Here is a 24134-nt window from a genome sequence, read left to right on the forward strand (position 1 = left end):
TTCTTGGCTCGGTAGCCTCGGCACCCGAAGCAGGGAACGCGAAAAATGTCGATCAGTCAGACGGCCCCCAAGGCGGACACGGTGGGCATCCCCATTGCGGCGATGGTTTTCACGGACCTGACGCTTTCCATCGCGGATGCGATCATCAAGGTCACGATCTCGGACATGCCGCTGTCGCAGTTCATTTTCCTGCGGTCCTGCGTCACGCTGCCCTTGTTGATCTCGATCCTGAAATGGCGCTTTCCGCAGGTGTCGTTGCGCCCAGCCTATCCTGGCTGGGCCATCGTGCGAAGCAGCCTGCTTCTGTCGAGCCTGCTGATCTATTACGCTTCGCTACCGCGCCTCGATTTCTCGATGGCGGCGGCGGTCTATTACACGATCCCGCTGTTCATTACCCTTTTTGCGGCCTTCTGGATCAGGGAACCTGTCGGGGTGCAAGGTTGGGTCGGAGTCGCCCTCGGCTTCATCGGTGTGCTGCTCATGCAGAAGCCGCAGGCCGGCGACCTTGGCATCCATGCCGTGATGCCGCTGGTTTCTGCAATTCTCTACGCTCTGGCGATGGTGCTGACGCGCACCAAGAGCCGTGGCGAAAACCCCTTCGTTTTGGCGCTGATCTTCAACCTGATAGCGATCGTTCTCGGGGGCAGCGCTAGCTTGGCGACCGTGATGGCAGGGAGCGAGGGTGGACAAAGCCTGTTCATGGGCGCGTGGATTCCAATGGGCTGGACCCAATGCGCGCTGATCGGGCTTTTGAGCATGACGATGCTGATCGGCAGCGTCGGCACGGCCATCGCCTACCAGTTGGGACCATCCTCGATCATCTCGACTTGGGACTTTTCATATCTAGCCTTCGCAGTGCTATGGGGCGTCGTGCTGTTCTCGGAACGTCTGGATGCGGCTTCCATGCTCGGTATCATTCTCATCGCACTGGCCGGGATTATCGTCATCCGGCGTTAGCGGCGATATATTGGAGCACCGAGTCCGGATGATGGCTTCGGGCTCTTTGCTACTGTCGCAAAACTGCTTGACCTTCGCACGCTGCAAAAGTCTGCGATTCAATTTTGCCAAACTTGGGAAATTGAGACATTCGGCATCAGGAGATGACAACGATCTCCCTTGAGACAGGTTGAGCGTGACGATTTGGAAAGACCCGTGGGGGGAAGACGTTCGGCCCCGCGTACGTTCGACGACTGCGCAGGAAGCGGCCAATGATGTTTAGCACCTGGCCGAAACCCTCATCACCATCGCCGGCAGAGTAACATCAGTTGGGTCGAACGGTAGCCCGGATTCCGGTCGGCCACAATGAGGTCCGGCTTCGTGTCGAACAGGCTTCGATACAGCCCCAACGCCTGCCTCCACGCGTTCTGGTTCTTCAGCTCGTCGAGGTCGCCGAGATGCTGCGACAGCAGCGCGTTGCCGTCGCCCGCCAGGCAGAACGCGGCCTTTAGATCGCCGCCCGCAGCCAGCGCCCTGACCGGGCCATCGAAGCCCGCCGGCAGCGCCAGCGGCTCCGGCGCGAAGCCGCGCGCGCCGCAACACCGAAATGCCGTGCCCGTCGAATCGCACCACGCTGTCGTCGAGCCGGTTGACAATCTCGCAGTCGTGCATCAGCCAGAAGTCGGCGATCCCGGCAAGCTCCTGCCGCGCCTCGTCATTGTCCGTGCATTGCGGCTCGCCCGAGCGATTGCCGGAGGTCATCACCACCGGACCGTCCAGCGCCCGCAGCAAGAGATGATGCAACGGCGTGTAGGGCAGCATGAAACCGAGCCGCTCGTGCTGCGGCGCCACGCCCGCCGCAACGCCGCAGCTGTCACGGCGCTTCACCAGCACGATCGGCGCCGCTCGGTTCCGGCACTGGCCGGCTTGTCGTCGTGTCGATCGCTTCTGTCAGCGAGCGGAAACCGGCGCTGGTGGCTTCGATCCGCTCCATGATCGTGAGAACGTCCTTGAGTGAGCGAGACAGACGGTCGAGCTTCCAGACGACGACAGTGTCGCTCTCCCTCAAATGATCAAGCATCCTGTGCAATTCCGGCCGCTCCCAGCGACCGCCGGAGGCCTCCTCCTTGAGGATACGCTTGCACCCGGCATCGGCGAGCGCCCTGGCCTGCGCCGTGTTCGACTGGTCGTCGCCTCTGCTCACGCGGGCGTAGCCGATCAGCACTCTGGTTCCTTTCGCAAACGGTCGTTTATGGAAGGCCGAGGGTGTCCACGAGAATACAGGTGCGGAGCCTTTCACAATCCTCTTTCCATTATGGCGCCGTAAGGCAAGCGGTTTGTGAAGGGATGAACGATGCCGGGATATCGATGACGAAGACGCAGCGGGAGAAGCTTCCGGTGGAGCGTGACAAGGCGTGGGCGTGCATTGTACCGTTCGGGAGGAATCGACCATGCGAAAGCTCTTGCCCGGCCGGGAGCGAAGATTTAGCGCTCCTCGCGCAGCAACTTTGAACAACGCAGACGTTCCTTCGCGTCGCGAGAGGGGAGAGTACCTGCCGGCCCAAATTGACCAAAGTTTTCAAGGGCCGGATTGACGACATTTCCATCGTATCCGAAGCCCCCGATCTCGGAACGCTTTTCCATAAACTTTTGGAAAAGCGACCAATCCCCCTGCTTGAGCGCTTGTCTCGTTCCGGACCATCCCCACGAGCCAGAGAGCCATATATGGTCCACCAGCCCCTGGCGCTTCATGTGGTGTCCGACCGTGCCCGATCCGTAAACGCCAACGAGATAACGGCCAGCCAACGCATTCCGCACACTCCTGAAGTAGGGTGCTATTCGTGCAAGATGCTGTGGTGTGTGGTAGTCCCAATCGACTGCAAAATAGATTCCGGAGCCTTCGGGCTGTCCCAACGCGGCGGCCAGATCAAGCGCACGACCGGAGTCTCGCTCTCCAGCCGCACCATGCAAGTCTCTGATATTGCCGCCCGCGCCACCCCGCTGCTCGAAGGCCACAGCTACCGATATTCCAGCACCATGAAGGGCGGCGAGTTCCTCCCCTGTCAGACATTTTGAGGGAAATGGTGTACTATTCCGATGGTTGTAGTACCGGATTACTGTATTGACGCCAGATTCTGCCAAGCACACAGCAAAATCGCCGACGTTCTGCGGGACGTCGATAATATCGTGCATAGTCCGTCTCCCCGAAGGCCGAAATTGTATGGAAATGCGCAGTTTATACGGTCACCTCGCCCTCCCACGCTATTTCTTCGCGCAGCCTTTTGATGTCATTTCCCGCAGCCACCAACGCGGCGCAGACGCAATCAGCTATTCCTCTGTTTGCCCTTGGGTCTATTGCAGAATGTCGCTACGTCTCTGACTATGGGACCGCCGGCTGGAGAACAAGCGCAGGTAGTACGGTGAGTCGCTCGGCGAGCTGAAACGGCCGAAAACCTGCGCGATAGTGGATTGCGTTTGCTCGTTTGACAGGTTCAGCGATGCGGAGAGCAATATCGAGGTGATGGCGAGACTGTCAGCGCTTCCAACTTCGACCACGGCAAGGCAGGTTAAAGATAGACGGACTTCCGCGGAGTCGGATTGATCTAGGACGAGGCAATTGAACGCCGTCGGTTCGCCGTGTTTGCTCAGATAGCTACGGATTGCCTTTGCCAGACCGACGCCAGCTTCATTGCCGTCGGCGGCATTCGCGCAAATTGACGCAAAGGCACTGGGCAATTCCGCCACGTCCATCGTGCGGTTTAGCGTTCTTGAAGTCGTGGCGGTTTCCACCTTGTTCGGTACCATTTGCGCGGCATTCTGCCATGCTCGAGAATCCAGAGTCCGGGTTTGGTCTTCGAATAGTTTCTGGACCATGGCAGAGCAAATCCTCTCCGCCTCGAGCGGTTGGCTGCTCTGCGGGCCGATCACCAGGAAAAGGCCCGCAGCTGTTTTTGCGAATGGGTTCATGTCTGCTTCCCTATGGAAGCGGGACCGGAGTTCGCCGGCACCGGGGGCGCGACAGAGCATCGGTAGTTCGCAAGGGCTTACCGGACCGCTCTATCGCATCCATGATGCGGGCGACGTTCGTCCAAATCCACGCTATTGGTTGGGTGCGCTGCTTTCGCGATCAAAGGCCTGACGATCAGACCTGCGGCTTGATGTCTTGTTGCGGCGTCGAGCCACCGTTGAAAAAGTTCTTGGCCTTCTTGAACTGGTCGGTGGAGTTCTTATTCACAAGCTCCTGGAAGTTTTCGTGATCGGGGCCGCCTTTGCGGATCCGACGGGTCTGAACAAGATTGGTGACCTCGGCATAGTCCATGTCGACGCGGACGTAGTGGGTCGACGAACAAGAGGATTTCAGCTCGAGGAAGTGCTCTTTGAACTCGATCTGCCGCAGAACGATTGCTCCGTAGTCGTAATATCCGCCTGCCCCATTATCGAGAAGGTAGCTCTGGTAGGTGCATGTCAGCGCCTTGTATCGCTGCGCCTTGCCGTTTGCACTGAAGGTGAGATTCCCCATTTCTGTAAGGAAGGACTGGAAATCCAGCAGCAACGATGCCCCGTCGGTAATGATCGCCTTGGCAATCAGCGAGAGGAAAGTAGCTGAGACCGACGTCCCGGCCACCTTTTTTGAAAAACTCTTCAGTTTTTGCCTGCCCATAGAGAGATCTGGAATGTTGCCAACAACATCGGTCCATGTGTTGATATCAAGCTTCTGTGCATCGATGTTCGCATAATGGGTATGCATGTAGTCGTTAATAATTCCTCCTATTGCCAGTAGATTGTCCTGATTCTCATTGAGGGTGCCGCTGTACGTCGGATCGTCGGTTTTTTGGCCGATGAGGTGAAACTGCACTGTCCCTTGAGCGTTGGCGATCGTGTCGTCACTGGGGGGCGCAGCATCTAACTGGGCCAAAACAAGGGGCTTGGCGTAGAAAAATGCGGACGCCGCCTCATAGTGTTCTTTGGAATAGCGCTGTTCATGCTCTTGAACATTCACTGAAAATGCGTTCGACATGCTTTATCCTCCTGCTGTGAGACATCAGCGTTGGTCGAGAGCTTAAGGTGCCCAAAGCGCGGAAACGCCTCGGAGATGAGATGATCTTTGCGTGCCCGCGTCGCCTTATACCAATTCGCTCCGGCCCCCACCTTTGCGTTAGACAGGCTTTTCTCTGCGCCGTATCATTTTGCGATAGCGCAGTGGCGAGAGGCCATGAAACGCCTTGAAGGCTGTGGAGAAGTTGTTGCTGTTCTCGTAGCTGAAGGATTCGGCGACCTTGGCGATGCTTTCATGCCCGTTACGCAACCGGTCAGCAGCCTCCGTCATCCGGTAGCGCCGTAGCCAAGTCATTGGCCCGCAGCCAAACGATGTCTCGAAACGGGTGGTGAGCGTTGTCCTGTTGGTCCCTACCATTCGCGCCAATTCGACGCGGGTGATCTGCTGATCGACCCGCTGCGCCAGCAGACTGCATGAATTCTGAACGATCGGATCGGCTGAGAAGAAAGGCGGGGTAGAACGCTGCGCGAACTGAACGATGCAGGCGGTAAGTCTGCGCAGAACTTCCTGCTCGGTGAGCGGCCACAACAGGTAATCGGAATACCCGTTGGAGAAGACCGCTTGTCGATCCAGGCTCTCTTCCAGAACCAGAGCCAGTTTGACAGGTTCGGGCGAGAGCTTCGCACGCCCGTGCTTGTCGTGAATCGGTTCGCGACAATCGACGATGACGATCTGCGCGGAGCGCCCTGCCCGCAATAAACGGTGATCAAGGATATCGATCTGCCTCAGAGAACTCGCGATTAGTGCCAAGGACTTGCATGCTTCGGGGTCCGAGCCAAGATATGCTGCCAGCATGCAGGCACCTCACAGACACCATGGGAAGCTGGCCTGTGGAAGGCTTGGCGCGGCCGAATGGCGGTCGAAGAGAGGCGGTTTTTGGCCTGTATATAGATGGCTGGGCGTATGATACCTTCTCGTCTGGCCCTGTTGCCTCGCTTCAAATTGTCGAAACCGGCACGGTTTCAATGCGCTGGCACAGCAGAGCCAGCTTCCCCTCCCAACGGGCGAGCAGGGCAATAAACTTTTTCCGTCATATCCTGACGATAGCCCCGGATTCGGATCACGTTTCTTGCCTAGGCGACTCATCAGTCACTTGCCTTCCCAGTTGGGATATTTTGCTCTCAGTTCCCGCCGCCGCGGCGACGGCGATCTCGTGGCGCAGCCAACGATGCTCCGGGTCGCGATGGGAACGCTCGTGCCAAATCAGCGCGACTTCATAGGGTGTCAATTGCACAGGCGGATCCATAATCGCTAGCGGCAGCAAGGCGGCGATCCTGGTCGCGACGCGGCGTGGTACAATCAACAGCAGATCGGTCGCCGCGATCGCCAACGCGGCCGTCAAGATGTTGGAAACCAACACCGGATCGCGACCCTGGAGATCTAACTTGACCAGTTCGTCATGCACCCGGCCGAAGCCGTCTTTGGAGTCCAAGGCAATGGCTGCGTGGCGCAAGGCCGCGAAGCTCTCGATTGTCCATTCCCGCGCCAGGGCTGGATGGTCGTGGCGCAGCAGGCAGGCAAACCGGTCGGAGTAGAGGCTGCGCCTCAAGTATCCGGGCGGCGAGGCGCTAATCTGCCCTATAGCCAAATCGATCTCGCCTAGCTCAAGCCGCCGCATCGCGCCGGAGAGAAGCGGATCGATGACGACGTCCAGATGAGGCGCGTGCTGGCGCAGCCGGGGCAGGAGCCGCGGCAGCAGGACCAGTCCTTGATGATCGGGCATCGCCATTATCGCCTTCGATCGCCAATTGGCTTGGGCAAGACTGCCGTTCACTATCCCGCGGATCGCATCCAGCACCGGCGGCAGCATTCGGCTCAAGCGTTGGGCCTGCGGGGTCGGAACCAGGCCCATGGAGCCGCGAACCAAAAGATCGTCGTTGAAAATGCCACGCAGCCTCCTCAACGCTCGGCTCATCGAGGGCTGGCTCAAGCCCACGTGTCGAGCCGCATGCGTGACGTTGCGGTGTTCCAGCAGCGCTTCGAGAGCAAACAGCAAGTTCAGGTCAATCGACGCCAGCATTTGCCGCTGCCGTGTGGCGCGAGGTTCCGCGACAAACGGCTGCGCCCGCTTTTTTGAAGTTTCGCGACTGCAAGCGAGCTCATCCACGGCCTTCTCCTCTCGTCTTAGTAAGCGGTGTGCTCGCGCTAAGCGTCAGCACATTCGGCATCGCTCAGCGAGGCCGAAATGCTGCCTGATTCACTTGGTCGCGGTCAGCCTCATGCTGGCGAAGCTAGGCCCAGGAACGCGGCAAAGCTCAGCGCTGATCCAGGCCTAACAGAAAGTCGTCGCACCAGCGATAGACGTTGTATTCGCGGAGCCGGCCGATCATCGCCCGCCAACGATCGATCCGCTCATCTAACTGCATGTCCAGGGCTTCTTCGATGGCCCTCGCCATCGCTTCCGGATCGTAGGGATTGACGAGGATCGCTCCGCCTAGCTCTCTGGCTGCGCCGGCAAAACGCGAAAGCACGAGAACACCTGGATTCTGTGGGTCCTGTGCGGCGACATATTCCTTAGCTACAAGGTTCATGCCGTCGCGGAGCGGCGTGACCAGGCCGACGCGTGCCATGCGGTATAGACCGGCGAGCTCGCTGGGTCCAACGGACCGGTTGATGTAGTGAACGGGCATCCAATCGATCGTTCCGAGTTCGCCATCAACGCGCCCCACCCGCTCGGCGACGTCCTTTTGCATCGCCAGATATGCCGGTATTTCCGTGCGGGATTTCGGTGTGATCTGCAGCAGTTGCGTCTTGCCGATGCGGTGGTCGTTGCTCCGCAGGAAGCGGTCAAACGCGACGATGCGGTTCTCGATGCCCTTCGAATAGTCGAGGCGGTCGACGCCGATCGCGACTTTACAACCGGGAATCCTTTGAGAGGGCTCCTGCAGAGTCTCGCTGCGCGCCGCCTGCTCGGCCAGTCGTTCGAACTCGGCCGTGTCGATGCCGATCGGAAAAACGCCGCAGCGAAACACACGTCCATAGGCTTGGCACACACCGTTTGTGATGGGGTCCGGTAACCCCTGACGGCGCAAGCATTCGGCGAAGTTACTAAGATCGTCATCGGTATGAAAGCCGACGAGGTCATAGCACGAAAGCCCGCGTAGCAAATCATCATAGTGCGGTACGGTGAAGAGGATGTCCGCCGCCGGCCACGGAATGTGCAGGAAGAAGCCGATCTTATTGCCGCAGCCGAGGTTCCGCAGTTCTTTCGCAAGCGGGATCAGGTGATAGTCGTGCACCCATATGACGTCGTCGTCGCTGATGAGCGGCTGCAACAGCTTTGCAAACAGTCGGTTGACGCGCTGATATCCGGACATTCGTGCTTCGGAATACTCGGCGAGGTCGACTCGGCAGTGGAAAACCGGCCAAAGAACCCGGTTGGCAAAGCCGTAGTAATAGTCGTCCAAATCTGTCTGCGAGAGATCGGTAAGCGCATAATTGATCCCGCCGGCCTCCCGGCGTGAGATCGGCCCTGACGGGTCCTCCCCGGCTTTCACCTTCCCCGACCAGCCCATCCATAGGCCGTGCCTTCGCCGGAGCGCAGCGCTCAGCGCAATCGCCATCCCGCCTGGCGGCGGGGAACCATGCTCGTCGGGCAGCGAAACCCTGTTTGAGACTACGACCAGTCTACTCATCTCCACTCTCCTGCTCTCGGACATCCCGCCGTTCATGAAAGCTCCGCCCCCTGAGCGATCTGCACAATAAGACATGCAAGTTCAAAAGAAAGGATAGCATGGGTCTAGAAAGGAGATTGGAATTAGATAAAAGGTTGGGCATCATGAGTTTCCTGTAGACAGTGGAATTAACATCAAGGCGAGTTCTGCGTCTGATCAATAAATCTCGACGAATCCATACGAATGTCAACTTTTCAGCGATTTAAATTGAAACAAAGCTGAACTGAATTGGAGCCGCCGGGAGAGGAAGTTGGGTGCAAAAGCGCTCCAGTGATGGTGCCAGAGGACCGGAGCGATACGAATCTCAGCGGGGATAAACCCGGTCTGCCGAACGAGTGGTCGCAGAGGACGGACAATCCATCAAAAACTAGCAGGCTTTGGGGGCACTGTTGCGCAGCAGGAACTCTGCATAGGACCTATTTGTCTGCGCTATTCCGCAATACGCCTGATGAAGATTGTCCCACCTGCTGAGCGTCACTAATTTGACTACCGTCCCCGGCAGCCCAAGCTGCAGTCAATAGGAAGTGACCATGAAGAACATTCTCATCGTCGGTCAGGACGCGTTGACGAGAGAACCGCTTATGGGCTTCTTGTCTAAGCATGAGTTTAACATCAGAGCGGTCGAAAACCGCCAGCAGGCCGCCAGCAATATGGCTTCTGAAGCGATTGATCTAGCAATTGTCGACCTGAGCTACGGCCGAGAGGACGGTTTGCAGTTCGTTCGAGATTTTGGTGCCAAGAGGGATCTTCCGATCATCATCATCAGCGGTGACTTCGTAGATGAGGCCGACAAGGTGATTGGCCTCGAAACCGGCGCTCGCGACTACATTACTATGCCCTTCGGGCTTACGGAGTTCCGCGCCCGCGTGCGCGCCGCTATGCGCCAGCGGCCGGAGCGTGACCGAAACACCATCTACCGTTTCGATGACTGGCGAGTTAGCACCAAGCGTCGGAGCTTGCGCCGGGGAACGGATCCTGACGTCAAGCTCACCGCCGGCGAGTTCAACCTCCTGATGGCCTTTCTCAAGAACCCAGGTCGGGTCCTTTCACGTGAGCAGCTTCTGATGGCGACCCGTGTCTATGATCAGGAGGTCTACTACCGCAGCATCGATGTTCTTATCGTCCGCCTTCGCCGTAAGTTGGGGCAGGATAAGGCGCCGCGCCCGCAGTATATCCGCACCGAGCGCGGCGCGGGGTATATTTTCGACAGTGTCGTGAATATTGAGGAACTAAGGACGCGCCGTGGTTGATGGACGGCCAAGATCGCGCGGGAAGCGAACGTGACCCAGCACCACTGCAGGCGCTTCAGAATATCACGAATAGGGTCAGGCTTTACCTTCATAGGAATGGCCTCCAGCCACCTGGGCACCTCGTACTATCGGCGTTTCGCGGACCGGTAGGGCCGCGCTGATTTCTGCGTGGACTGATGACGGCGATCGCTTCGGAGTTGGTTGTTGAGATTGCCGATTTTGGCATCGCGGTGGCGGTTTGCGCCGCCTTCGTCGTCATGCGGGCGCAGTTCGCCCCTGGTGCCATACGGGCGGGTGAGATTGTAGGCGAGATTGGCCATGCCGATCTTGGTCTGGCCCGCCCGATGCCGATCGTGCCCACGAACAAGAACTCGCGAGCAGCGGCTGTGGCGGCGACGTAACCTTCGGCCTTGCCGATCGCTTTACCAGTCGCCTTCGTCTGTACCATCAGACCGGCATATTCGCGCGAGGCATCCAGGTCGCAAGCCAAGACGCGATTTCAAATAAGGGGCCTCTCGCGGCGCCGACAAGGTTTCGGGATTTTCCGCTCCTCGCAGGTCGGTAGTGACTGTTGCATACGTGCAACTCAAGCGCGAAGAGTTATCTCAAGGGCAACACTATTCTTGAATTCGGCGGTCAGAATGCGAGTAATCAGCCAAACTCGCCCGATCGAGTCTTCTCGCTACGGGCCACCAATCAACCTGGGACGCCCCTGTGAGTGCCGATACCATTGCTGGCGCAGTGAGCCGGGAGAGCCTCTCTTTCCCATACCTCCGCATTAAACCCGAGACCACTGTGCCAGCCCAGCGCCCTCCGCCGGCTGGCAGCAAGATGACGGCTGCCAAACGATGGGGCTCCGTGCTCTAAAGATAGAAAATGACGTTTGGCCTACTGCACACCGGGATTTTGCCTGTGATCGCTGCCACAAGCCATCGGTGGTCTTGGTGGTAACGAAACCGCATGCGTATGTTTGCCCGCTGTGTCTAGACGGCGATCCTGCCGAGCAAACTGAGCGTTTTGACTAACATTCTCGGCAAGCTTAGAAGGAGTGGTTCGCTCGATAACAACAAACCCCGAAAATACCTCGCTCATTGTCCGGGCCACGCGCTATCTGGATCGTGGAATTTCGTTTCATGAAGAAAACAGCGGCAGTTTTTAATGAGAGATGAAGTAACCGATCTTTTAACTGAGTTGGCCCTTTGGGCGAATGTGGTGATGAAATCGGAAAGGGGCGATAGAATTAAAATTTGCGCCGCCTACGACGCCGGTCTGCAGCTAATCGCTGAGCGTACTACGCCCGGGTCTCCGCCCCGACCGGGCATTGAAGCTTGCATCCTGCAGCATGAGAAACTGAAGGCTGCCGAAGACATCAGCTGCGTAGGTTGGATACTGGCCGCGATCGCCACGCGTGTTGGGGAACGAGATCTTCCGAAATGGGAGGAAGCTCAGAAGGTCATTGGCGCCACGGTTCGGTTGCTTAGTCGCTACCGTCAAACTCGCGTTCATTGAAGCCATGGCCGCGTCGGCGGAATGGCATTACAATGCTGTCGAGCATTCCCTGTAGCGTTGCACGGACGATGACGCCGGTAATTTACGGCTGTATGAACTGAGTGTCTCCGTCTCCGGCTGCGTCAGAAAACAGGTAAGTCAGTCGTTGTCGGGTTGGAAAAGAGGAAGGTCGCTGGAAAAGCGCGGCCAACCCGCCTTCGCTTGCACACAGCCTGCGTTTTGCCAGCTCCTCAACCGCAACGTGCTGTCAATCTTCGTCTTGCCATGTCTTGAACGCCGAACTGTTCACGCCATTGGCGCCGCTTTGTCATCCCGTGCCCCGAAATGAGGCCGTCGTTCGAACGATATGCGCAGTTGCTTATCCGCCAGAAACCGGCGAGCCAGATCGGTGTCGCGCTTACCCACGCGTGACACCCAGTCCGAAAACAGGCGAACCGCGCGCCGGTTCATATGCCGCGAAGGACAGACCAGCCAGTATCCCGGAAACTCGATGACCTCGAACTCTATCGAGACCGGAACCAGAGAACCTGACACCAGGTCCTCGAATGCGATGGATGTGCTTTCCAGGACCACACCTGCACCGTCCTTCGCCAGTTGAACCGACATTGACGAACGGTCGAAACGATAGGGATACGTCATGCGGGCGCCCTGGATACCGTTGCACGGCAGCCAATAATCCCACCGGAAATAAGCCTTCACACTGTCGATCAACCGCGCATGGCGAAGCTGCTCGCGCGGATCCGGTGAGATCGCGCGCAGTTCGGCAAGATAGGAAGGCGAGCACATCGGCAGGATCAGATCGTTGACGACGCAATCCGAATAAAGGCCGGCCCAGCCGCCGTCGCCATAACGAAGATCGAGATCGATGACCTCCGTTTCGAAATCCGAGAAATTGGGCGTGGCGTCGACGCGCAAATTCCAGCTCGGATAGCCCTTGCTGAACTCGGCCAACCGCGGCGCCAGCCATTTCTCGCCGAAGGAAGGACTGACGCGCAGGCTAAGCTGGAAGCTTTCGCGCTGCCGCACGATGGCATTACGCACCTCGCGTATGGATTCGAAAGCCTGGGTGGTGGTCTGGAAGAGCCGCTCACCGTCGATCGTGAGCGAGAGATGGCGCTTTTCGCGCTGAAAAAGCCGGACCCCGAGTTGGTGTTCGAGCAGCCGCAGCTGCTGGCTGACCGCCGAAGGTGTCACCTGCAATTCCTGCGCGGCCTTTGCCACGCCGCCGAGCCGCGCGACCGCCTCGAAATGCGTCATCGAATTGAACTTGATGTCTGACATCGTCCTCGTCAGTTAAGCTCAGCTACACAGAATATTAAGAAACGAGAATTGAGCCTAATGTCAATCGGTCGCATCATCCTGTGGTCTCGGGAGGAGATGCAGGATGGAACCGGGTTCACCCCAAAGCTTGGGTAGTGCCGGCAATGTGCCGGCAGTTGGACAGGCATCGACCAGGAAGCCCTGATCGAGGCTTCCAATGTCAAGAAGAACTACGGCGCAACACGGGTCCTTCGGGGCGTGAGTTTTCAGGTCCGGCCTGGCGAAATCCACGCGCTCCTGGGCGGCAACGGCGCCGGCAAAAGCACCCTGATCCGCATCATCACCGGGCTGATCTCACGCGATGCCGGCGATATTAGCTTCGCCTCGTCGAAGGCCGGCCACACCAGCCCGATCATGGCGGTGGTGCATCAGGAGCTGGCGCTATTGCCCGAGCTGTCGGTCGCGGAAAACATCGGCATTGTGCATGCGAGGTCGGGCTGGTCGCAGATCAGCCGTCGCCGCATGCGCGAAACCGCGCTCGGAGCGCTGCGGCTGATTGACCCAGCGATCGGCGAAGAGATCATCGATTTGCCGGCGCGCAAATTGTCCCTCCACGAAGGCCAGATCGTCGAGATCGCTCGTGCCCTTTCCACCGGAGCCGAAGTGCTGCTTCTCGACGAGCCCACGGCCAATCTCACTGCCGGCGAGACTGCCAAACTCTTCTCGGTGCTGAAGCGGTTGGTGCACGAGGAAGGCATCGGCATCGTCTTTGTTTCTCACCGTATGCGGGAAATCCGCGCGCTCTGCGATGTCTGCACGATCTTGCGCGATGGCGTCACGATCGCGAATGCCACGCCGCTTGCATCGCTCAGCGACGCCGAAATCGTCCAGCAGATGGGCCAACACGCGCAGCGTCCGGCAAGGCACCGCAACCCGCAAAAACACCTCCGACAGGGCATACCAGTCGAACTCCTCGGCCCCGGCGACGTCAGGATAGCGATTTCGTCCGGCACCATCCTGGGACTGGCCGGCGCGCCCGCAGGCCCGACCGGCCTCATTGCTCCCCTGGTGGGCGCCGGACCCGGGGCTGGCTGGCGCCTTTCCGGCGAGGGTTTTGCGGACCGCTTCTCGTCTCCAGCGGCAGCGGCGCGGGCCGGTATCGGCTTTGTTTCGGGCGACCGCGCAACCAAGGGGATCCTTTCGCAGCTGCCCATCGTCGATAACGTGCTTGCAGCACGCAGGGTTCGCGAAAGACGGCGGATCGTGGCCGCAGCCGAGCGGCAGGAATGTCACGATCTCGTTTCAGCGCTGAAGTTGAAAGCCAGCTCGATCTGGGACCTGCCGGCCTCGTTGTCCGGCGGCAACCAGCAGAAGCTTCTCGTCGCACGCTGGCTTGGGCTGCCGCTCCGGATGGTGGTGCTGGAAGAGCCGACGCGTGGCGTCGACATCGGCACCAAGCATGACATTTACGGTTTGATCCGGGAGATGGCCGACGCTGGCGCGATCATCATCTGGTGGTCGACCGAGAACGTCGAACTGCTCGAGCTTTGCGACGCCATTTTCGCCTTTGACACCGATGGGCAGCCGAAGGGATTCCTGCCTGAAGAGCACTACACCGAAGACGGGCTCGCCGAACTGACGGGGATGGCGGCATGACCGACGCGAGCAACGGCACCACGACCACCGACAAACTCCGGACCACCAACTCGCGCGTCCCAGCAGTTCTTTTGTCCTACCGAACGGAAGGCGCGATTGCCGCCGTAATCGTCGTCCTGCTGCTGGCCGTCGGCATGTTCGTGCCCGCTGCACTCAGCATGGGCAATGTGCAAAACATCATCCAGGCCGCCGCGCCCCTCATCATCATGTCACTCGGTGTTTTGCTGGTCGTGGTCACCGGCGGCATCGATCTTTCGGTCGGTTCAGTCTTTTCCTTGACCGGTATGGTGACCGCGCTGGCGATGGCCAGTGGCGCCGACGGACTGACCGCCAGTGCTGCCGGCCTGGCCGTCGGCCTTGTCTTCGGCTCGATCAATGGTCTTCTGGTCACGGTCGTTGGGCTCGCGCCTTTCGTCGTCACGCTCATCACCTACGCGGTGGCGGGCAGTCTGGCCTTCATCGTCACGAATGGTCGTTCGATGCCGATCGGCGCGCCGGATTTCTGGCTCCTGAATTCGGGCGAGATCATCCCGGGCGTCCCCAACCATCTTCTGTTCTGCATCATATTGATGATCGCGCTGGAATACGTCCTGCGAAAGGTCGTGCTCGGACGCTGGTTCTATGCCGTCGGCTCGTCGGCAATTGCTGCCCGGCTGCTCGGCATCCCGGTTCTGCGCATCAAGTTTGCCGCCTATGTCGCTTCGGGCCTGCTTGCCTCTTTCGCCGGCCTGTTGACGGTAAGCTACATCCTCAACGCCGAAGCCACGGCCGGCGCCAGCCTGATGCTGCAGGCAATCGCCGCCGTCGTCATTGGCGGGGCCAGCCTCTTTGGCGGAACCGGCAGCGCGATCGGTGCCGTGCTGGGCGCTCTGATGATCACCTGCATCCAGAACGGCGTGAACCTCATCGGCGTGAACAGCTTCTGGCAAGGCTCCGTCACCGGCGCCGCGATCCTGCTCGCGGTTCTGATCGACCGCTTCAGCAGCAAGAACCGACTCTAGATCATCAACGGGAGGAACCAAGATGAAGTTGAAGACCATACTACTTGCAGCATTGGCGGCGGCCGCCTTGTCCAGCGCATCATACGCACAGGACAAAAAGACCGTCGCTTACATCGCCCCGTCGCTGGACATCTCCTACTGGCAATGGGTCGGGTACGGCGTGAAGGAGAAGGCCAAGGAACTCGGCATGGATTATGTCGAGTACACTTCGGAAAACTCACCCGCCAAGCAGATGGACAATGCGCGGACCGCCGTGACCAAAGGCGTCGCGGCCATCGTGATCGGCCCCGTCAGCTCGACCTCGACACCGCCGCTGCTCGACTATCTAGCGAAGCAGAAAGTGCCGATCGCCTTTGCCGGCATCGGGCCGCAACCGGGCCTCACCAACTATACGTCCTCGGTCACCGCGAACAACTATGAGACCGGCAAGGCGCAGGGGAAATTCACCTGCGAGCTTGCCAAGGAGCGTGGCGGCAACAAGGTTGGCATGCTGTCGCTGCCGCAGGACCGGGAGAATGCACAGAAATACCTCAAGGGCGCCAAGGAGGCGTTTGCCGCCGACGGCTGCGACCTCGTCCAGATGCTGGAAACGCGCGGTCTAACAATCAACGAGGCCGTCACCCAGGCAAACGACCTTTTGACCGCCAATCCCGACATCAAGGCCATCTACGGCATGTATGACGAAGCCGGCACCGGCGCCGCCAAGGTGGTCGAGACCCGGGGCCTCACCGGCAAGATCGGCATCACCGTAGCCGACGGCTCGCCGACCACGATCGCGCTGCTCAAGAAAGGAGCGCTCCAGGGCATCTTCTTCCAGGAGGCAGTAGGCCAAGGCATCGACGGAACCCAACAGGTCTACAACGCACTGACGGGCGCGCCGGTGACCCAGGATCTGGCCTTGGTCATGCCTCTTGTTACGGCCGACAAGGTTGACAGTCCCGAGGCCAAGAAGGTCATCGCCCGCGTCTTTCCCCCGAGCAACTGACCGCCACCCAATGGACCCGCCGGCTTGGCCGGCGGGTCCAGACCTCAAGCAAGGAGTCCCGACCGTGGCCGAGCTGCCGTTCATCGATCCGCACCATCATTTGTGGGATCTGGAGGCCAATTATTATCCGTGGCTGACCGACGGGGTTAAGCCGTCAGCCTTCGGTGACTACGAGGCGATCCGAAAAAGTTACCTTCTCCAGGACTATCTTGAGGACGGCAAGAACCAGAACCTCGTAAAATCGGTGCACCTGGATGTGGGGTTCGATCCCAGCGATCCGGTTGGGGAGACGCGCTGGCTGCAGGAGATCGCCGACAAGCGGGGGTTTCCCCACGGCATCGTCGGCTATGCCGACCTGTCTAGACCCGATGTTGGCGAGCTCCTCGACCGCCACATGGAATATCCGAACTTCCGCGGCATTCGGCAGTCGATGAACTACCATGCCGACGCCGCCAAGACCTATCAGGCGCGGCCGGAGGTGAGCCGGACACCCGAATGGCGGCGTGGTTTCCGGGAGCTGGCGAAGCGACGGCTGAGCTTCGACCTGCAGCTCTACTATCCCCAGATGGGCGAGTTCCTCGAACTCGCGCGCGACTTTCCCGACGTCCAGATCATTCTCAATCACACCGGCATGCAGGTCGACGGCGCCGAGCATTTTGGCGCCTGGAAAAAAGGCATGCACCAGTTGGCGCAAGCGCCGAACGTCGCCTGCAAAATCTCGGGCCTCGGCATGGGCGACTGGACTTGGACCACGGCCTCGATTCGTCCTTATGTCGAGGAGGCGATCGCAGCCTTCGGCGTCGGCCGCTCGATGTTCGCGACGAACTTCCCCGTCGACAAGCTGTTCTCGAGCTTCGACGCCATTTTGAACGCCTTCAAGGAAATTACGATCGCCCACCCGCACGAGGAGCGGCTCGCGCTGTTCCATGACAACGCTGCCCGGTTCTACCGACTTTAGATCACCGGCAAAGAGAAATAGCAGGAGAGTTCGACATGTTGCTGAAGGGCAAGGCCGTGGTGATTTCAGGGGCCGCGAGCCCTCGGGGGATAGGCCGCTCCACGGCAACGCTGATGGCGGAGCAAGGCGCGCGCATTGCTATTCTTGACCTCGATGAGCAACAGGCCCGTGACGCCGCCGAGTCGCTTGGGCCCGAGCACATTGGCCTCGCCTGTAACGTCGCCGACCTCGATGCGTGCAAGAGGGCTGCTGCCGAAGTGGCCGAAGCCTTCGGCAAGGTCGACGTGCTGTGCAACATTGCCGGGATCACGCAGCCCGCAAAGACACTGGATATCGGCCCGGCTGACTGGGACCGCATGCTCGATGTCAACCTACGCGGCGTGCTCTATCTCAGTCAGGCATTCATCCCGAACATGCGCGAAAATGGCGGCGGCTCGATCATCTGCATGTCGTCGGTTTCGGCCCAGCGCGGCGGCGGCATCTTCGGTGGCCCGCACTATTCGGCTGCCAAGGCGGGTGTTCTGGGGCTTGCCAAGGCCATGGCGCGCGAATTCGGGCCCGACCGCATCCGCGTCAACTGTGTCACACCGGGCCTGATCCAGACCGACATCACTGGGGGCAAACTGACCGACGCCATGCGCGCCGACATCATCAAGGGGATCCCGCTCAGCCGGCTGGGCGACGCACGCGACGTCGCCGGCGCCTATCTCTTTCTGGCGTCCGATCTGGCCAGCTACATCACCGGCGCCGTGATCGACGTCAACGGTGGGATGCTGATCCATGGCTGAGAGGACACCGGATCTTGAGATGCCTCGCGCCGGCAGCAATGTCAGCCTGGCCGAACGAGCCTATCGTATCCGCCGACATGCCGTCCGGATGGGTCAAGTCCAGGGCCAAGGTTACGTCGGACAGGCGCTGGGTATCGCCGACGTGCTTGCCGTCGCCTATTTCCATGCGCTTCACTACCGGCCGGACGACACGCTGTGGGAGGGACGCGACCGCTTCCTGCTGTCGATCGGACACTACGCCATCGCGCTCTACGCGGCGCTGATCGAAGCGGGCGTGCTGCCGGAGGAAGAGCTCGAGACCTATGGCAGCGACGATAGCCGCATGCCGATGTCCGGCATGGCGGCATACACGCCCGGCATAGAGATCACCGGCGGCTCGCTCGGTCACGGCCTTGGCATCGCTGTCGGTATGTGCATGGGGCTGAGGCGCAAGCAGAGCGACAGTTTCGTCTATAACCTCCTGTCCGACGGCGAACTCGGCGAGGGTTCGACCTGGGAAGCGGCGATGTCGGCGGCCCACCACAAGCTCGACAATCTCATTGCCATCGTCGACTTCAATAACCAGCAGGCCGACGGTCCATCGACGGCCATGCTTTCCTCCGAGCCGGTGACAGACAAGTTCGAGGCGTTCGGCTGGCACGCGCAGCGCGTCGACGGCAACGACATCGAAGCGGTCCGCGTGACCTTCGACCTGGCGCGCGGGCTGAAGGAGCCTCGTCCACGTGTGATCGTCTGCGATACCCGCATGGCCAAGGGTGTGCCGTTCCTGGAAACCCGCGACATCACGCATTTCATCCGCGTCGAACCGCATGAATGGGCGCTGGCGCTCGAAGCTTTGGAAAAGGGACGTCCGCGTTGAGGTTGTCAAAGTTCGCGCCGCGCCACGCCGCCAATGCCGGTGAGCGCAAGACCTCGGCGATGATCGCGTCGATCGCGCCCGATGGCGTACCGACACGCAATGCGCCGTTCGGGCACACACTGGCCAGACTGGCGCACCAGCGGGCCGGGATAGTTGGCCTGACGGCGGACCTCGCGAAATACACGGACCTCCATGTCTTCGCACAGGAGCATCCGGATCGCTTTTATCAGATGGGCATGGCGGAGCAGGTGCTGATGAGCGCCGCCGCCGGCCTGGCGCGGGAGGGCTTCACGCCTTTCGCGACGACCTATGCCGTCTTCGCATCGCGACGTGCCTACGATTTCATCTGCATGGCGATCGCCGAGGAGAAACTCAATGTGAAGATCGTCTGCGCCTTACCGGGGCTGACGACCGGCTACGGCCCCAGCCACCAGGCGACGGAGGACATCGCGATCTTCCGCGGGATGCCGAACCTGACGATCATCGACCCTTGCGACGCGCTCGACATCGAACAGGCCACGGAGGCGATCGCGGACTACAACGGGCCGGTCTACATGCGGCTTTTGCGCGGCAAGGTCCCTGTCGTGCTCGACGAGTACGATTACACATTCCAAATCGGCAAGGCACGCCTGTTGCGCGAGGGTGAGGATGTGCTGTTCATTTCAACCGGCCTGATGACCATGCGCGCGCTGGAGGCGGCGAAGGCGCTTGAAGCCGACAGGATCGGCTGCGCCGTTCTGCATGTTCCGACGATCAAGCCTCTGGATACGGAGGCGATACTTGCCGCTGCGCGCCGTCCGGGACGGCTAGTGATAGTGACCGAGAACCACACCATCATCGGTGGGCTGGGCGAAGGTGTCGCCGCGCTGCTGATGCGGGAGGGAGTGGCCCCAGTCTTTCGCCAGATCGCCCTGCCCGACGAGTTCCTCGACGCTGGCGCGCTGCCGACGCTTCACGATCGCTACGGGATCTCAACTTCCGAGCTCGTGCGCCGCGTCCGCACTTGGAGCGAGAAGTAAGAGCTCTCCCCATGCAACAGTTGAGCCATCGACTTGAACTGTGAGCTGGCTAACCCCGCCGCGGTTGTCGCGCTCGTCACAGCGTTGTGGACTAAGGACCTGGGCTTCCCTGATGCCTGTCAATCGGGCACATCCTGCGCGGCACTGGTTGAGCACCGGCCTCCTGTTCAGATGCGGCTGGACGAGCTGTCTTCCAGTGGTAAGGAGAGAACTTCCTAGGATCTTGAACACACATCGAGGGCATTCGAGGACTTGGTGTCAGGCCCCCTGGTGCCGGTCTCCCGCGAGTTCGACGTAAGCAAGTTTCGGGATGTTGGCTCGTCTGTCCTTCGCGGCATATGGACCGGCGCGCGGCTCGCCTGTTCTCGGAACGGGTGTCACGGCACCGGTTTGGTCGAAGGTTGGTGGCGCGAAGCGAAAGAAGCTGGCCGCAACTACCTCGCCCGCCAGCAGGGCGACGCCGTCCTGGCCGCCGCCGGCTACAACTTCTCGCTCCTGCTCCGGTAGCGGAAGGCTCTTTTGGGGCTACTCATCGCCGCCCTCAAAAGTCAGCCGAAGGAGCTCGAAGCCTGACGGCCGATTACGGACATCTGCTGTTCGAGCAGGCAATCCCGAGCGACAACGGTGTCGTTGACGAACTGCGGCCTCATTTCGAGTCCGCCCATCTCGACGCACGGGAAGTGTATCACCGTACATCAGGATCGACTTCCATCCTGCGCCAACGGGCCCAGACTCCGGTATCATGCAGAGGTGGAAAGCTCATCTTCGGTCTGGCTCGCGATCCGGCTCGCGTTCGTGAGATTTCTCTGCGCCACCGGTCGCCGGGCTGAAGCGTCAGGATATCGGCGAAGACGCGGCATTCTTGAGCGTCCAGCTTGGGCGCGAGCCAAAGAGTAAATTCGGATCGCAGCAATGTTACGATCGCAAGCGGTGACACTCGGTCCGTAGGCCCAACTTTGATCAATCGCGGCCGGGCGCCAATCTTTCACCGCAGGTCCCCGAGCGCGCGCATGCAGTGCCTCCCAGCATTTGTCGGCCGGCGAGCAACGAATTTGCCCTGCAGTGGATGACATTTAGCTGGCCAATCTGCTTGCGGTGATCGATGCGGGGGCAGCATTGTTGGGGTTTGCACGAAACCCGCGTCGCACTGAGCCGGCATCAGCCGCCCCGATCTCGCCAAGCAACAAGGACAGGCCGCACCTAACCCAAGGCCACCGAAGCGGCACGGACGTTCAGTCGATGTTTACCATTCGCTATTATCTTTCGCGAAGCGGCAAGGTTCTGAGTACCGCGCAAGTCAAAGGGCCTGCTCCAGACAATGGGGCGGGCCTTTTTGCGTCACTTTGGAGAACGGACTCCAACGAATTGCCGGTTACCTGAAAAATAGGCCCCAGGCTGTGAAACGTCGAACGTGGCCGGGTTGTTGGTGCATCCGCAATGGGTTGGAAGGCAGGCCCCATTCTCGCGATACTCTGCCAGCGTCAGGGCTGGGCCAGCGGTAGGTTAGGGCGTCACGACCCGCAACATGGCGGCGTCATAGACGAATGAAACACGATTTCGTCCATGTTGTTTCGCTTCAAAAAGGCACCGTCCGGCAGTGCGAAGGACGTCCTGAGCATCTGCATTGGGAGAAATTTCCGCGCCTCCAATGCTGACAGTCACTTTCACCGATGAGAGCGCGTTTAATTAAGTTGGGGTCAATTCGTGGCAGCAGGGTTCGTGCTATGAAGAAGGGACCGGTTCCCAACCGCGGCGAGGCACTTGCCTTCATCAGTGCCAGTCTCAAAGAACTGGAGGCACTGCGCGGCGGGTCTCGTGTATTGTCGCGTCGACTGACCAGTGCGCTTGATGCGCATGGTGGATGCGGTGGCTTCACCTGGGTGACCGCGAGCCCCATCGATGTTTCCTGGTCCAGGGAACCAAAACCTTTAACCGGTGCGAAGAAAAGGCATGACGTCGGCGCGAAAAAACAGCCGGACGGTCACTCCCTCCGCCAGATGCCCTTGATTTCATTAAACCTTTTGTCGGTATCTTCTTGCGGCCCCAATTTCGGCCCTAACGGACAGACTCGTCAGTGAGTCGTGGGGCTCGGGAACAGGAACTTGTACCCTTCCTTGAGAATCCACCGGGCGCGGGCGAGATGAGTTTCCCAGGCTCGGTGCGCCCGCTTCGGTTCCTTCTCGGGATCGATATGCAGCACAGTCCTGGCAACCACGCGCCAATCCTCGTCGTCATAGGCGGCGTCCAGCAGCCACATATACATGGCGACGCGTTTATTGTCGTATGGGGTGAGGTAGGGCTCGCTTGGCGCTTCGTCCGCGACCTCGGGATCCGGAAGCGGGCTGACCACTACGCCGCCTTCTTCGGGTCGCCGATGACGCGCGCCGGCAGATACGCTGGAGCCGGGGGCGGCAGCAAAAAATTGTTGTCAGCTGCAGTGCTCATGCGCGCAATATACATTGCGAATAGTGCCCATTCAACGCTGCGATCAAGATGGACGCGGCACGAGTCTTGCACGGCGCTCAACACGGCGAAGACCAAAGAAAACCGCGTGCGCTCCCTCGGCCATATCAATCGATTTTATCCGACGTGTCACATCCGCGTGATCTAGCGACACCTAATGAAAGCGGCTAAGGGGGACCGTGGTTTGGGGAAAAATTCTTATGAACAGCCAAAAAGACGCAGAGCGTATCCGTGCCGAAATGTCGATCGCACAGGCGATTTACGACGCCATTTGCGAGATGAACGGATCTTCGTACAGGCAAGACAAAGTACCTTTGCGGTGGGATACTTCGTCAGGCACACCGTTGAGCCTGATGAGTATTGACGGCTTTTTCGAATTGCGGGAACTGGCCCGGCGGATAGCATCGAAGATCGACACGCCTGCGCTCATCAGTCTCAAAAGCCACACCGCGCAGCCGTCGAAAAAGATTGACTTCCACTAGGGTAGATTTGCCATCGCCGTGAAAAGGTTGCTCGAGATCACGTCGAGGATGGCATCCACCTGGCCCGTGGCGCGGTTGTCGCGCTGGTCGACGCCATCCGCGCCTGCGAGGTCGGTGACGCTTGCGCCGACCCAAGCACGCGCGCATTCTGCCCCGAACCAAAAACTGGGGAGGGCCGAATGTTCGAAATCGGAAGAGATTACCGCATCACCATGATTGTAGCGGTTCCGGGCGACTGGAGCGACGAAACTGGCGTCTGGACGGTCGCGGAAGTTGATGGGACGCTAGTGAAACTCACCAATCCCTACACCCCGGACACGATCATTAACACGGCGTCATGGCATTTCGTCCGCGCCGAGATTGTCTAGGCGCAACTTAGAAGTTGTCGAACAGCCCCGCCGCCATCATGCCGCCGATCAGGTCCTGTCCAAGATTGTTGGGGTGAGTTCCGTCTCCAGGACCCATCCAATGAACGTAGTTGAACTGGTTGATGATGCAGCGGCGGTACAGATCGACCACTGGCACCCTGTTTAGGGCGCAGACCTCAAGCATGGCGTTGGCGTAGTCGATCAGCTGGCTTCCGGCTCCTCCCGCAGTGCCGTCCAGCGTCCGCCATATCGGCGTCGTGAAGATGAGCTTCAGGTTCGGCCGGGCGGTCATGATCGTCTGGATGCCGTAGTTGATGGCTCCCTTGAAGGTCGCCCCGGTTATGTCCGCATTGGTGCCGATGGGGCACGTCGGGCCGGCGCCGGTGAAGTCGTTGGTGCCGAACGAGGGGATCAGGTAATCCAGCAGGCTGTAATCCACCGATGCCATGCGCGCTGCAATCGCTGGAAAGGTGCCTCCGATGACCGTTGCTGCGGCTATCTGTTGGGAAAAATCACCGGAGGCAATGGCATCGGCCAGCCGGTAAAACGAGAACTTGTCATAGTTCGCAGCATGGTTGGCCATGCGGGTACCGCCGCCGCCGCAGTTGGTGATCGTCATGCCGGTGCGCTGGGCAATCTTGGCGGTCGGCGTGATGCCCGGCCAGATGACACTTTCGATGATGCTATCGCCGAAGTGCGCACCGATCTTGCCGGCGAACTGCGAGGCCGGCACGGAGGCAACGTCCTTGGCCAGTTTGTCAAACCGGCCATGGTTATCGATCAGCCGGCCCGGTGCCTTCTGGATGGCCCAGCCGGGAAGGTAGGCATCCGCGGCCAAGGCCCCTGTCGGAAGGATGCGGAGCTGGTGA

At 59.8% G+C, this 24134-nt stretch carries 24 protein-coding genes and 1 pseudogene; 13 read left to right on the forward strand and 12 right to left on the reverse strand.

Going from position 1 to position 24134, the window contains the following annotated elements; all coding sequences use genetic code 11:
• Positions 1-45 precede the first annotated feature (45 nt).
• Positions 46-957, forward strand: coding sequence for a DMT family transporter (locus tag NKJ55_RS22435; RefSeq protein WP_352451769.1), 912 nt, complete (start codon positions 46-48; stop codon positions 955-957).
• A gap of 281 nt (positions 958-1238) precedes the next feature.
• Here the strand turns inward: NKJ55_RS22435 and NKJ55_RS22440 are convergent, their stop codons facing one another.
• From NKJ55_RS22440 to NKJ55_RS22480, 9 genes and pseudogenes are all read right to left on the reverse strand, one after another.
• A complete protein-coding gene (locus tag NKJ55_RS22440) occupies positions 1239-1592 on the reverse strand; it encodes a hypothetical protein (protein WP_352451770.1) in 354 nt (117 codons plus the stop codon).
• A pseudogene (locus tag NKJ55_RS22445) lies at positions 1585-1830 on the reverse strand (Sua5/YciO/YrdC/YwlC family protein); the annotation flags it as partial. The pseudogene NKJ55_RS22445 and the gene NKJ55_RS22440, both read right to left, overlap by 8 nt.
• Positions 1811-2161, reverse strand: coding sequence for a recombinase family protein (locus NKJ55_RS22450; RefSeq protein WP_023722460.1), 351 nt, complete (start codon positions 2159-2161; stop codon positions 1811-1813). The pseudogene NKJ55_RS22445 and the gene NKJ55_RS22450, both read right to left, overlap by 20 nt.
• A gap of 260 nt (positions 2162-2421) precedes the next feature.
• Complete coding sequence (locus tag NKJ55_RS22455; RefSeq protein ID WP_352451771.1) at positions 2422-3129, reverse strand: DUF1906 domain-containing protein; 708 nt, start codon at positions 3127-3129, stop codon at positions 2422-2424.
• Positions 3130-3288: 159 nt separating this feature from the next.
• Positions 3289-3903 (reverse strand): glutamate acetyltransferase, encoded by a 615-nt coding sequence (locus NKJ55_RS22460; protein ID WP_352451772.1) that lies wholly within the window; start codon positions 3901-3903, stop codon positions 3289-3291.
• Between the two features lie 175 nt (positions 3904-4078).
• Positions 4079-4954, reverse strand: coding sequence for an Evf family palmitoylated virulence factor (locus NKJ55_RS22465; protein WP_352451773.1), 876 nt, complete (start codon positions 4952-4954; stop codon positions 4079-4081).
• A 138-nt stretch (positions 4955-5092) separates the two neighbouring features.
• The gene (locus tag NKJ55_RS22470; RefSeq protein ID WP_352451774.1) at positions 5093-5788 is read right to left on the reverse strand and encodes a helix-turn-helix domain-containing protein; all 696 of its coding nucleotides are present in this window, start codon (positions 5786-5788) and stop codon (positions 5093-5095) included.
• A gap of 265 nt (positions 5789-6053) precedes the next feature.
• Complete coding sequence (locus NKJ55_RS22475) at positions 6054-7013, reverse strand: LysR family transcriptional regulator (protein WP_352451826.1); 960 nt, start codon at positions 7011-7013, stop codon at positions 6054-6056.
• A gap of 235 nt (positions 7014-7248) precedes the next feature.
• Entirely contained in the window at positions 7249-8628 is a 1380-nt protein-coding gene (locus NKJ55_RS22480; RefSeq protein ID WP_352451775.1) for an alpha,alpha-trehalose-phosphate synthase (UDP-forming), read from the reverse strand.
• Positions 8629-9197: 569 nt separating this feature from the next.
• Between NKJ55_RS22480 and NKJ55_RS22485 the strand changes: the two genes are divergently transcribed.
• Together NKJ55_RS22485 and NKJ55_RS22490 are read left to right on the forward strand one after the other, a co-directional pair.
• On the forward strand, positions 9198-9917 hold the full coding sequence (locus tag NKJ55_RS22485; protein WP_352451776.1) for a winged helix-turn-helix domain-containing protein: 720 nt from the start codon (positions 9198-9200) through the stop codon (positions 9915-9917).
• A gap of 176 nt (positions 9918-10093) precedes the next feature.
• Positions 10094-10318 (forward strand): hypothetical protein, encoded by a 225-nt coding sequence (locus NKJ55_RS22490; protein ID WP_023722452.1) that lies wholly within the window; start codon positions 10094-10096, stop codon positions 10316-10318.
• A 1393-nt stretch (positions 10319-11711) separates the two neighbouring features.
• Here the strand turns inward: NKJ55_RS22490 and NKJ55_RS22495 are convergent.
• Positions 11712-12707, reverse strand: coding sequence for a LysR substrate-binding domain-containing protein (locus tag NKJ55_RS22495; RefSeq protein WP_023722450.1), 996 nt, complete (start codon positions 12705-12707; stop codon positions 11712-11714).
• Between the two features lie 237 nt (positions 12708-12944).
• Between NKJ55_RS22495 and NKJ55_RS22500 the strand changes: the two genes are divergently transcribed.
• The 8 genes from NKJ55_RS22500 to NKJ55_RS22535 all read left to right on the forward strand — a co-directional run bounded on the left by NKJ55_RS22500 (position 12945) and on the right by NKJ55_RS22535 (position 22030).
• Positions 12945-14342: an ATP-binding cassette domain-containing protein gene (locus tag NKJ55_RS22500; RefSeq protein ID WP_352451777.1), complete on the forward strand. Its 1398-nt coding sequence runs from the start codon at positions 12945-12947 to the stop codon at positions 14340-14342.
• On the forward strand, positions 14339-15343 hold the full coding sequence (locus NKJ55_RS22505) for an ABC transporter permease (RefSeq protein ID WP_352451778.1): 1005 nt from the start codon (positions 14339-14341) through the stop codon (positions 15341-15343). The genes NKJ55_RS22500 and NKJ55_RS22505 overlap by 4 nt, the downstream gene beginning before the upstream one ends.
• Before the next feature lie 22 nt (positions 15344-15365).
• Positions 15366-16328 (forward strand): substrate-binding domain-containing protein, encoded by a 963-nt coding sequence (locus tag NKJ55_RS22510; RefSeq protein ID WP_352451779.1) that lies wholly within the window; start codon positions 15366-15368, stop codon positions 16326-16328.
• A 64-nt stretch (positions 16329-16392) separates the two neighbouring features.
• Entirely contained in the window at positions 16393-17286 is an 894-nt protein-coding gene (locus NKJ55_RS22515; RefSeq protein WP_352451780.1) for an amidohydrolase family protein, read from the forward strand.
• Positions 17287-17321: 35 nt separating this feature from the next.
• Positions 17322-18074, forward strand: a complete 753-nt coding sequence (locus NKJ55_RS22520) for an SDR family NAD(P)-dependent oxidoreductase (RefSeq protein ID WP_352451781.1) — start codon at positions 17322-17324, stop codon at positions 18072-18074.
• Positions 18075-18093: 19 nt separating this feature from the next.
• Complete coding sequence (locus tag NKJ55_RS22525) at positions 18094-18933, forward strand: transketolase (protein ID WP_502900834.1); 840 nt, start codon at positions 18094-18096, stop codon at positions 18931-18933.
• Positions 18930-19952, forward strand: a complete 1023-nt coding sequence (locus NKJ55_RS22530) for a transketolase family protein (protein ID WP_502904505.1) — start codon at positions 18930-18932, stop codon at positions 19950-19952. Before NKJ55_RS22525 ends, NKJ55_RS22530 begins: the two co-directional genes overlap by 4 nt.
• 1724 nt (positions 19953-21676) lie before the next feature.
• On the forward strand, positions 21677-22030 hold the full coding sequence (locus NKJ55_RS22535) for a hypothetical protein (protein ID WP_352451783.1): 354 nt from the start codon (positions 21677-21679) through the stop codon (positions 22028-22030).
• On the opposite strand, the gene NKJ55_RS22540 is transcribed toward NKJ55_RS22535, so the two are convergent.
• Complete coding sequence (locus tag NKJ55_RS22540) at positions 22024-22302, reverse strand: hypothetical protein (protein WP_023722441.1); 279 nt, start codon at positions 22300-22302, stop codon at positions 22024-22026. The genes NKJ55_RS22535 and NKJ55_RS22540 overlap by 7 nt on opposite strands.
• 313 nt (positions 22303-22615) lie before the next feature.
• Here NKJ55_RS22540 and NKJ55_RS22545 point away from each other — a divergent pair, with 313 nt between their 5' ends.
• Together NKJ55_RS22545 and NKJ55_RS22550 are read left to right on the forward strand one after the other, a co-directional pair.
• A complete protein-coding gene (locus NKJ55_RS22545; RefSeq protein ID WP_023722439.1) occupies positions 22616-22897 on the forward strand; it encodes a hypothetical protein in 282 nt (93 codons plus the stop codon).
• A 179-nt stretch (positions 22898-23076) separates the two neighbouring features.
• Entirely contained in the window at positions 23077-23265 is a 189-nt protein-coding gene (locus tag NKJ55_RS22550) for a hypothetical protein (protein WP_023722438.1), read from the forward strand.
• Between the two features lie 7 nt (positions 23266-23272).
• On the opposite strand, the gene NKJ55_RS22555 is transcribed toward NKJ55_RS22550, so the two are convergent.
• Positions 23273-24103, reverse strand: coding sequence for an SGNH/GDSL hydrolase family protein (locus NKJ55_RS22555; RefSeq protein ID WP_352451784.1), 831 nt, complete (start codon positions 24101-24103; stop codon positions 23273-23275).
• Between the last annotated feature and the right edge of the window lie 31 nt (positions 24104-24134).

It is taken from the genome of Mesorhizobium sp. M0106 (genome assembly GCF_040322715.1).
GTDB lineage: Bacteria > Pseudomonadota > Alphaproteobacteria > Rhizobiales > Rhizobiaceae > Mesorhizobium.

Bases quoted from the DNA above. Each gene is read 5' to 3' on its own strand.
- NKJ55_RS22470 (WP_352451774.1), bottom strand. From the start codon at position 5,788: ATGCTGGCAGCATATCTTGGCTCGGACCCCGAAGCATGCAAGTCCTTG.
- NKJ55_RS22490 (WP_023722452.1), top strand. From the start codon at position 10,094: ATGACGGCGATCGCTTCGGAGTTGGTTGTTGAGATTGCCGATTTTGGC.
- NKJ55_RS22460 (WP_352451772.1), bottom strand. From the start codon at position 3,903: ATGAACCCATTCGCAAAAACAGCTGCGGGCCTTTTCCTGGTGATCGGC.
- NKJ55_RS22480 (WP_352451775.1), bottom strand. From the start codon at position 8,628: ATGAGTAGACTGGTCGTAGTCTCAAACAGGGTTTCGCTGCCCGACGAG.
- NKJ55_RS22455 (WP_352451771.1), bottom strand. From the start codon at position 3,129: ATGCACGATATTATCGACGTCCCGCAGAACGTCGGCGATTTTGCTGTG.
- NKJ55_RS22545 (WP_023722439.1), top strand. From the start codon at position 22,616: ATGAACAGCCAAAAAGACGCAGAGCGTATCCGTGCCGAAATGTCGATC.
- NKJ55_RS22535 (WP_352451783.1), top strand. From the start codon at position 21,677: ATGAAGAAGGGACCGGTTCCCAACCGCGGCGAGGCACTTGCCTTCATC.
- NKJ55_RS22485 (WP_352451776.1), top strand. From the start codon at position 9,198: ATGAAGAACATTCTCATCGTCGGTCAGGACGCGTTGACGAGAGAACCG.
- NKJ55_RS22495 (WP_023722450.1), bottom strand. From the start codon at position 12,707: ATGTCAGACATCAAGTTCAATTCGATGACGCATTTCGAGGCGGTCGCG.
- NKJ55_RS22465 (WP_352451773.1), bottom strand. From the start codon at position 4,954: ATGTCGAACGCATTTTCAGTGAATGTTCAAGAGCATGAACAGCGCTAT.
- NKJ55_RS22525 (WP_502900834.1), top strand. From the start codon at position 18,094: ATGCCTCGCGCCGGCAGCAATGTCAGCCTGGCCGAACGAGCCTATCGT.
- NKJ55_RS22435 (WP_352451769.1), top strand. From the start codon at position 46: ATGTCGATCAGTCAGACGGCCCCCAAGGCGGACACGGTGGGCATCCCC.
- NKJ55_RS22510 (WP_352451779.1), top strand. From the start codon at position 15,366: ATGAAGTTGAAGACCATACTACTTGCAGCATTGGCGGCGGCCGCCTTG.
- NKJ55_RS22550 (WP_023722438.1), top strand. From the start codon at position 23,077: ATGTTCGAAATCGGAAGAGATTACCGCATCACCATGATTGTAGCGGTT.
- NKJ55_RS22520 (WP_352451781.1), top strand. From the start codon at position 17,322: ATGTTGCTGAAGGGCAAGGCCGTGGTGATTTCAGGGGCCGCGAGCCCT.
- NKJ55_RS22475 (WP_352451826.1), bottom strand. From the start codon at position 7,013: ATGCTGGCGTCGATTGACCTGAACTTGCTGTTTGCTCTCGAAGCGCTG.
- NKJ55_RS22505 (WP_352451778.1), top strand. From the start codon at position 14,339: ATGACCGACGCGAGCAACGGCACCACGACCACCGACAAACTCCGGACC.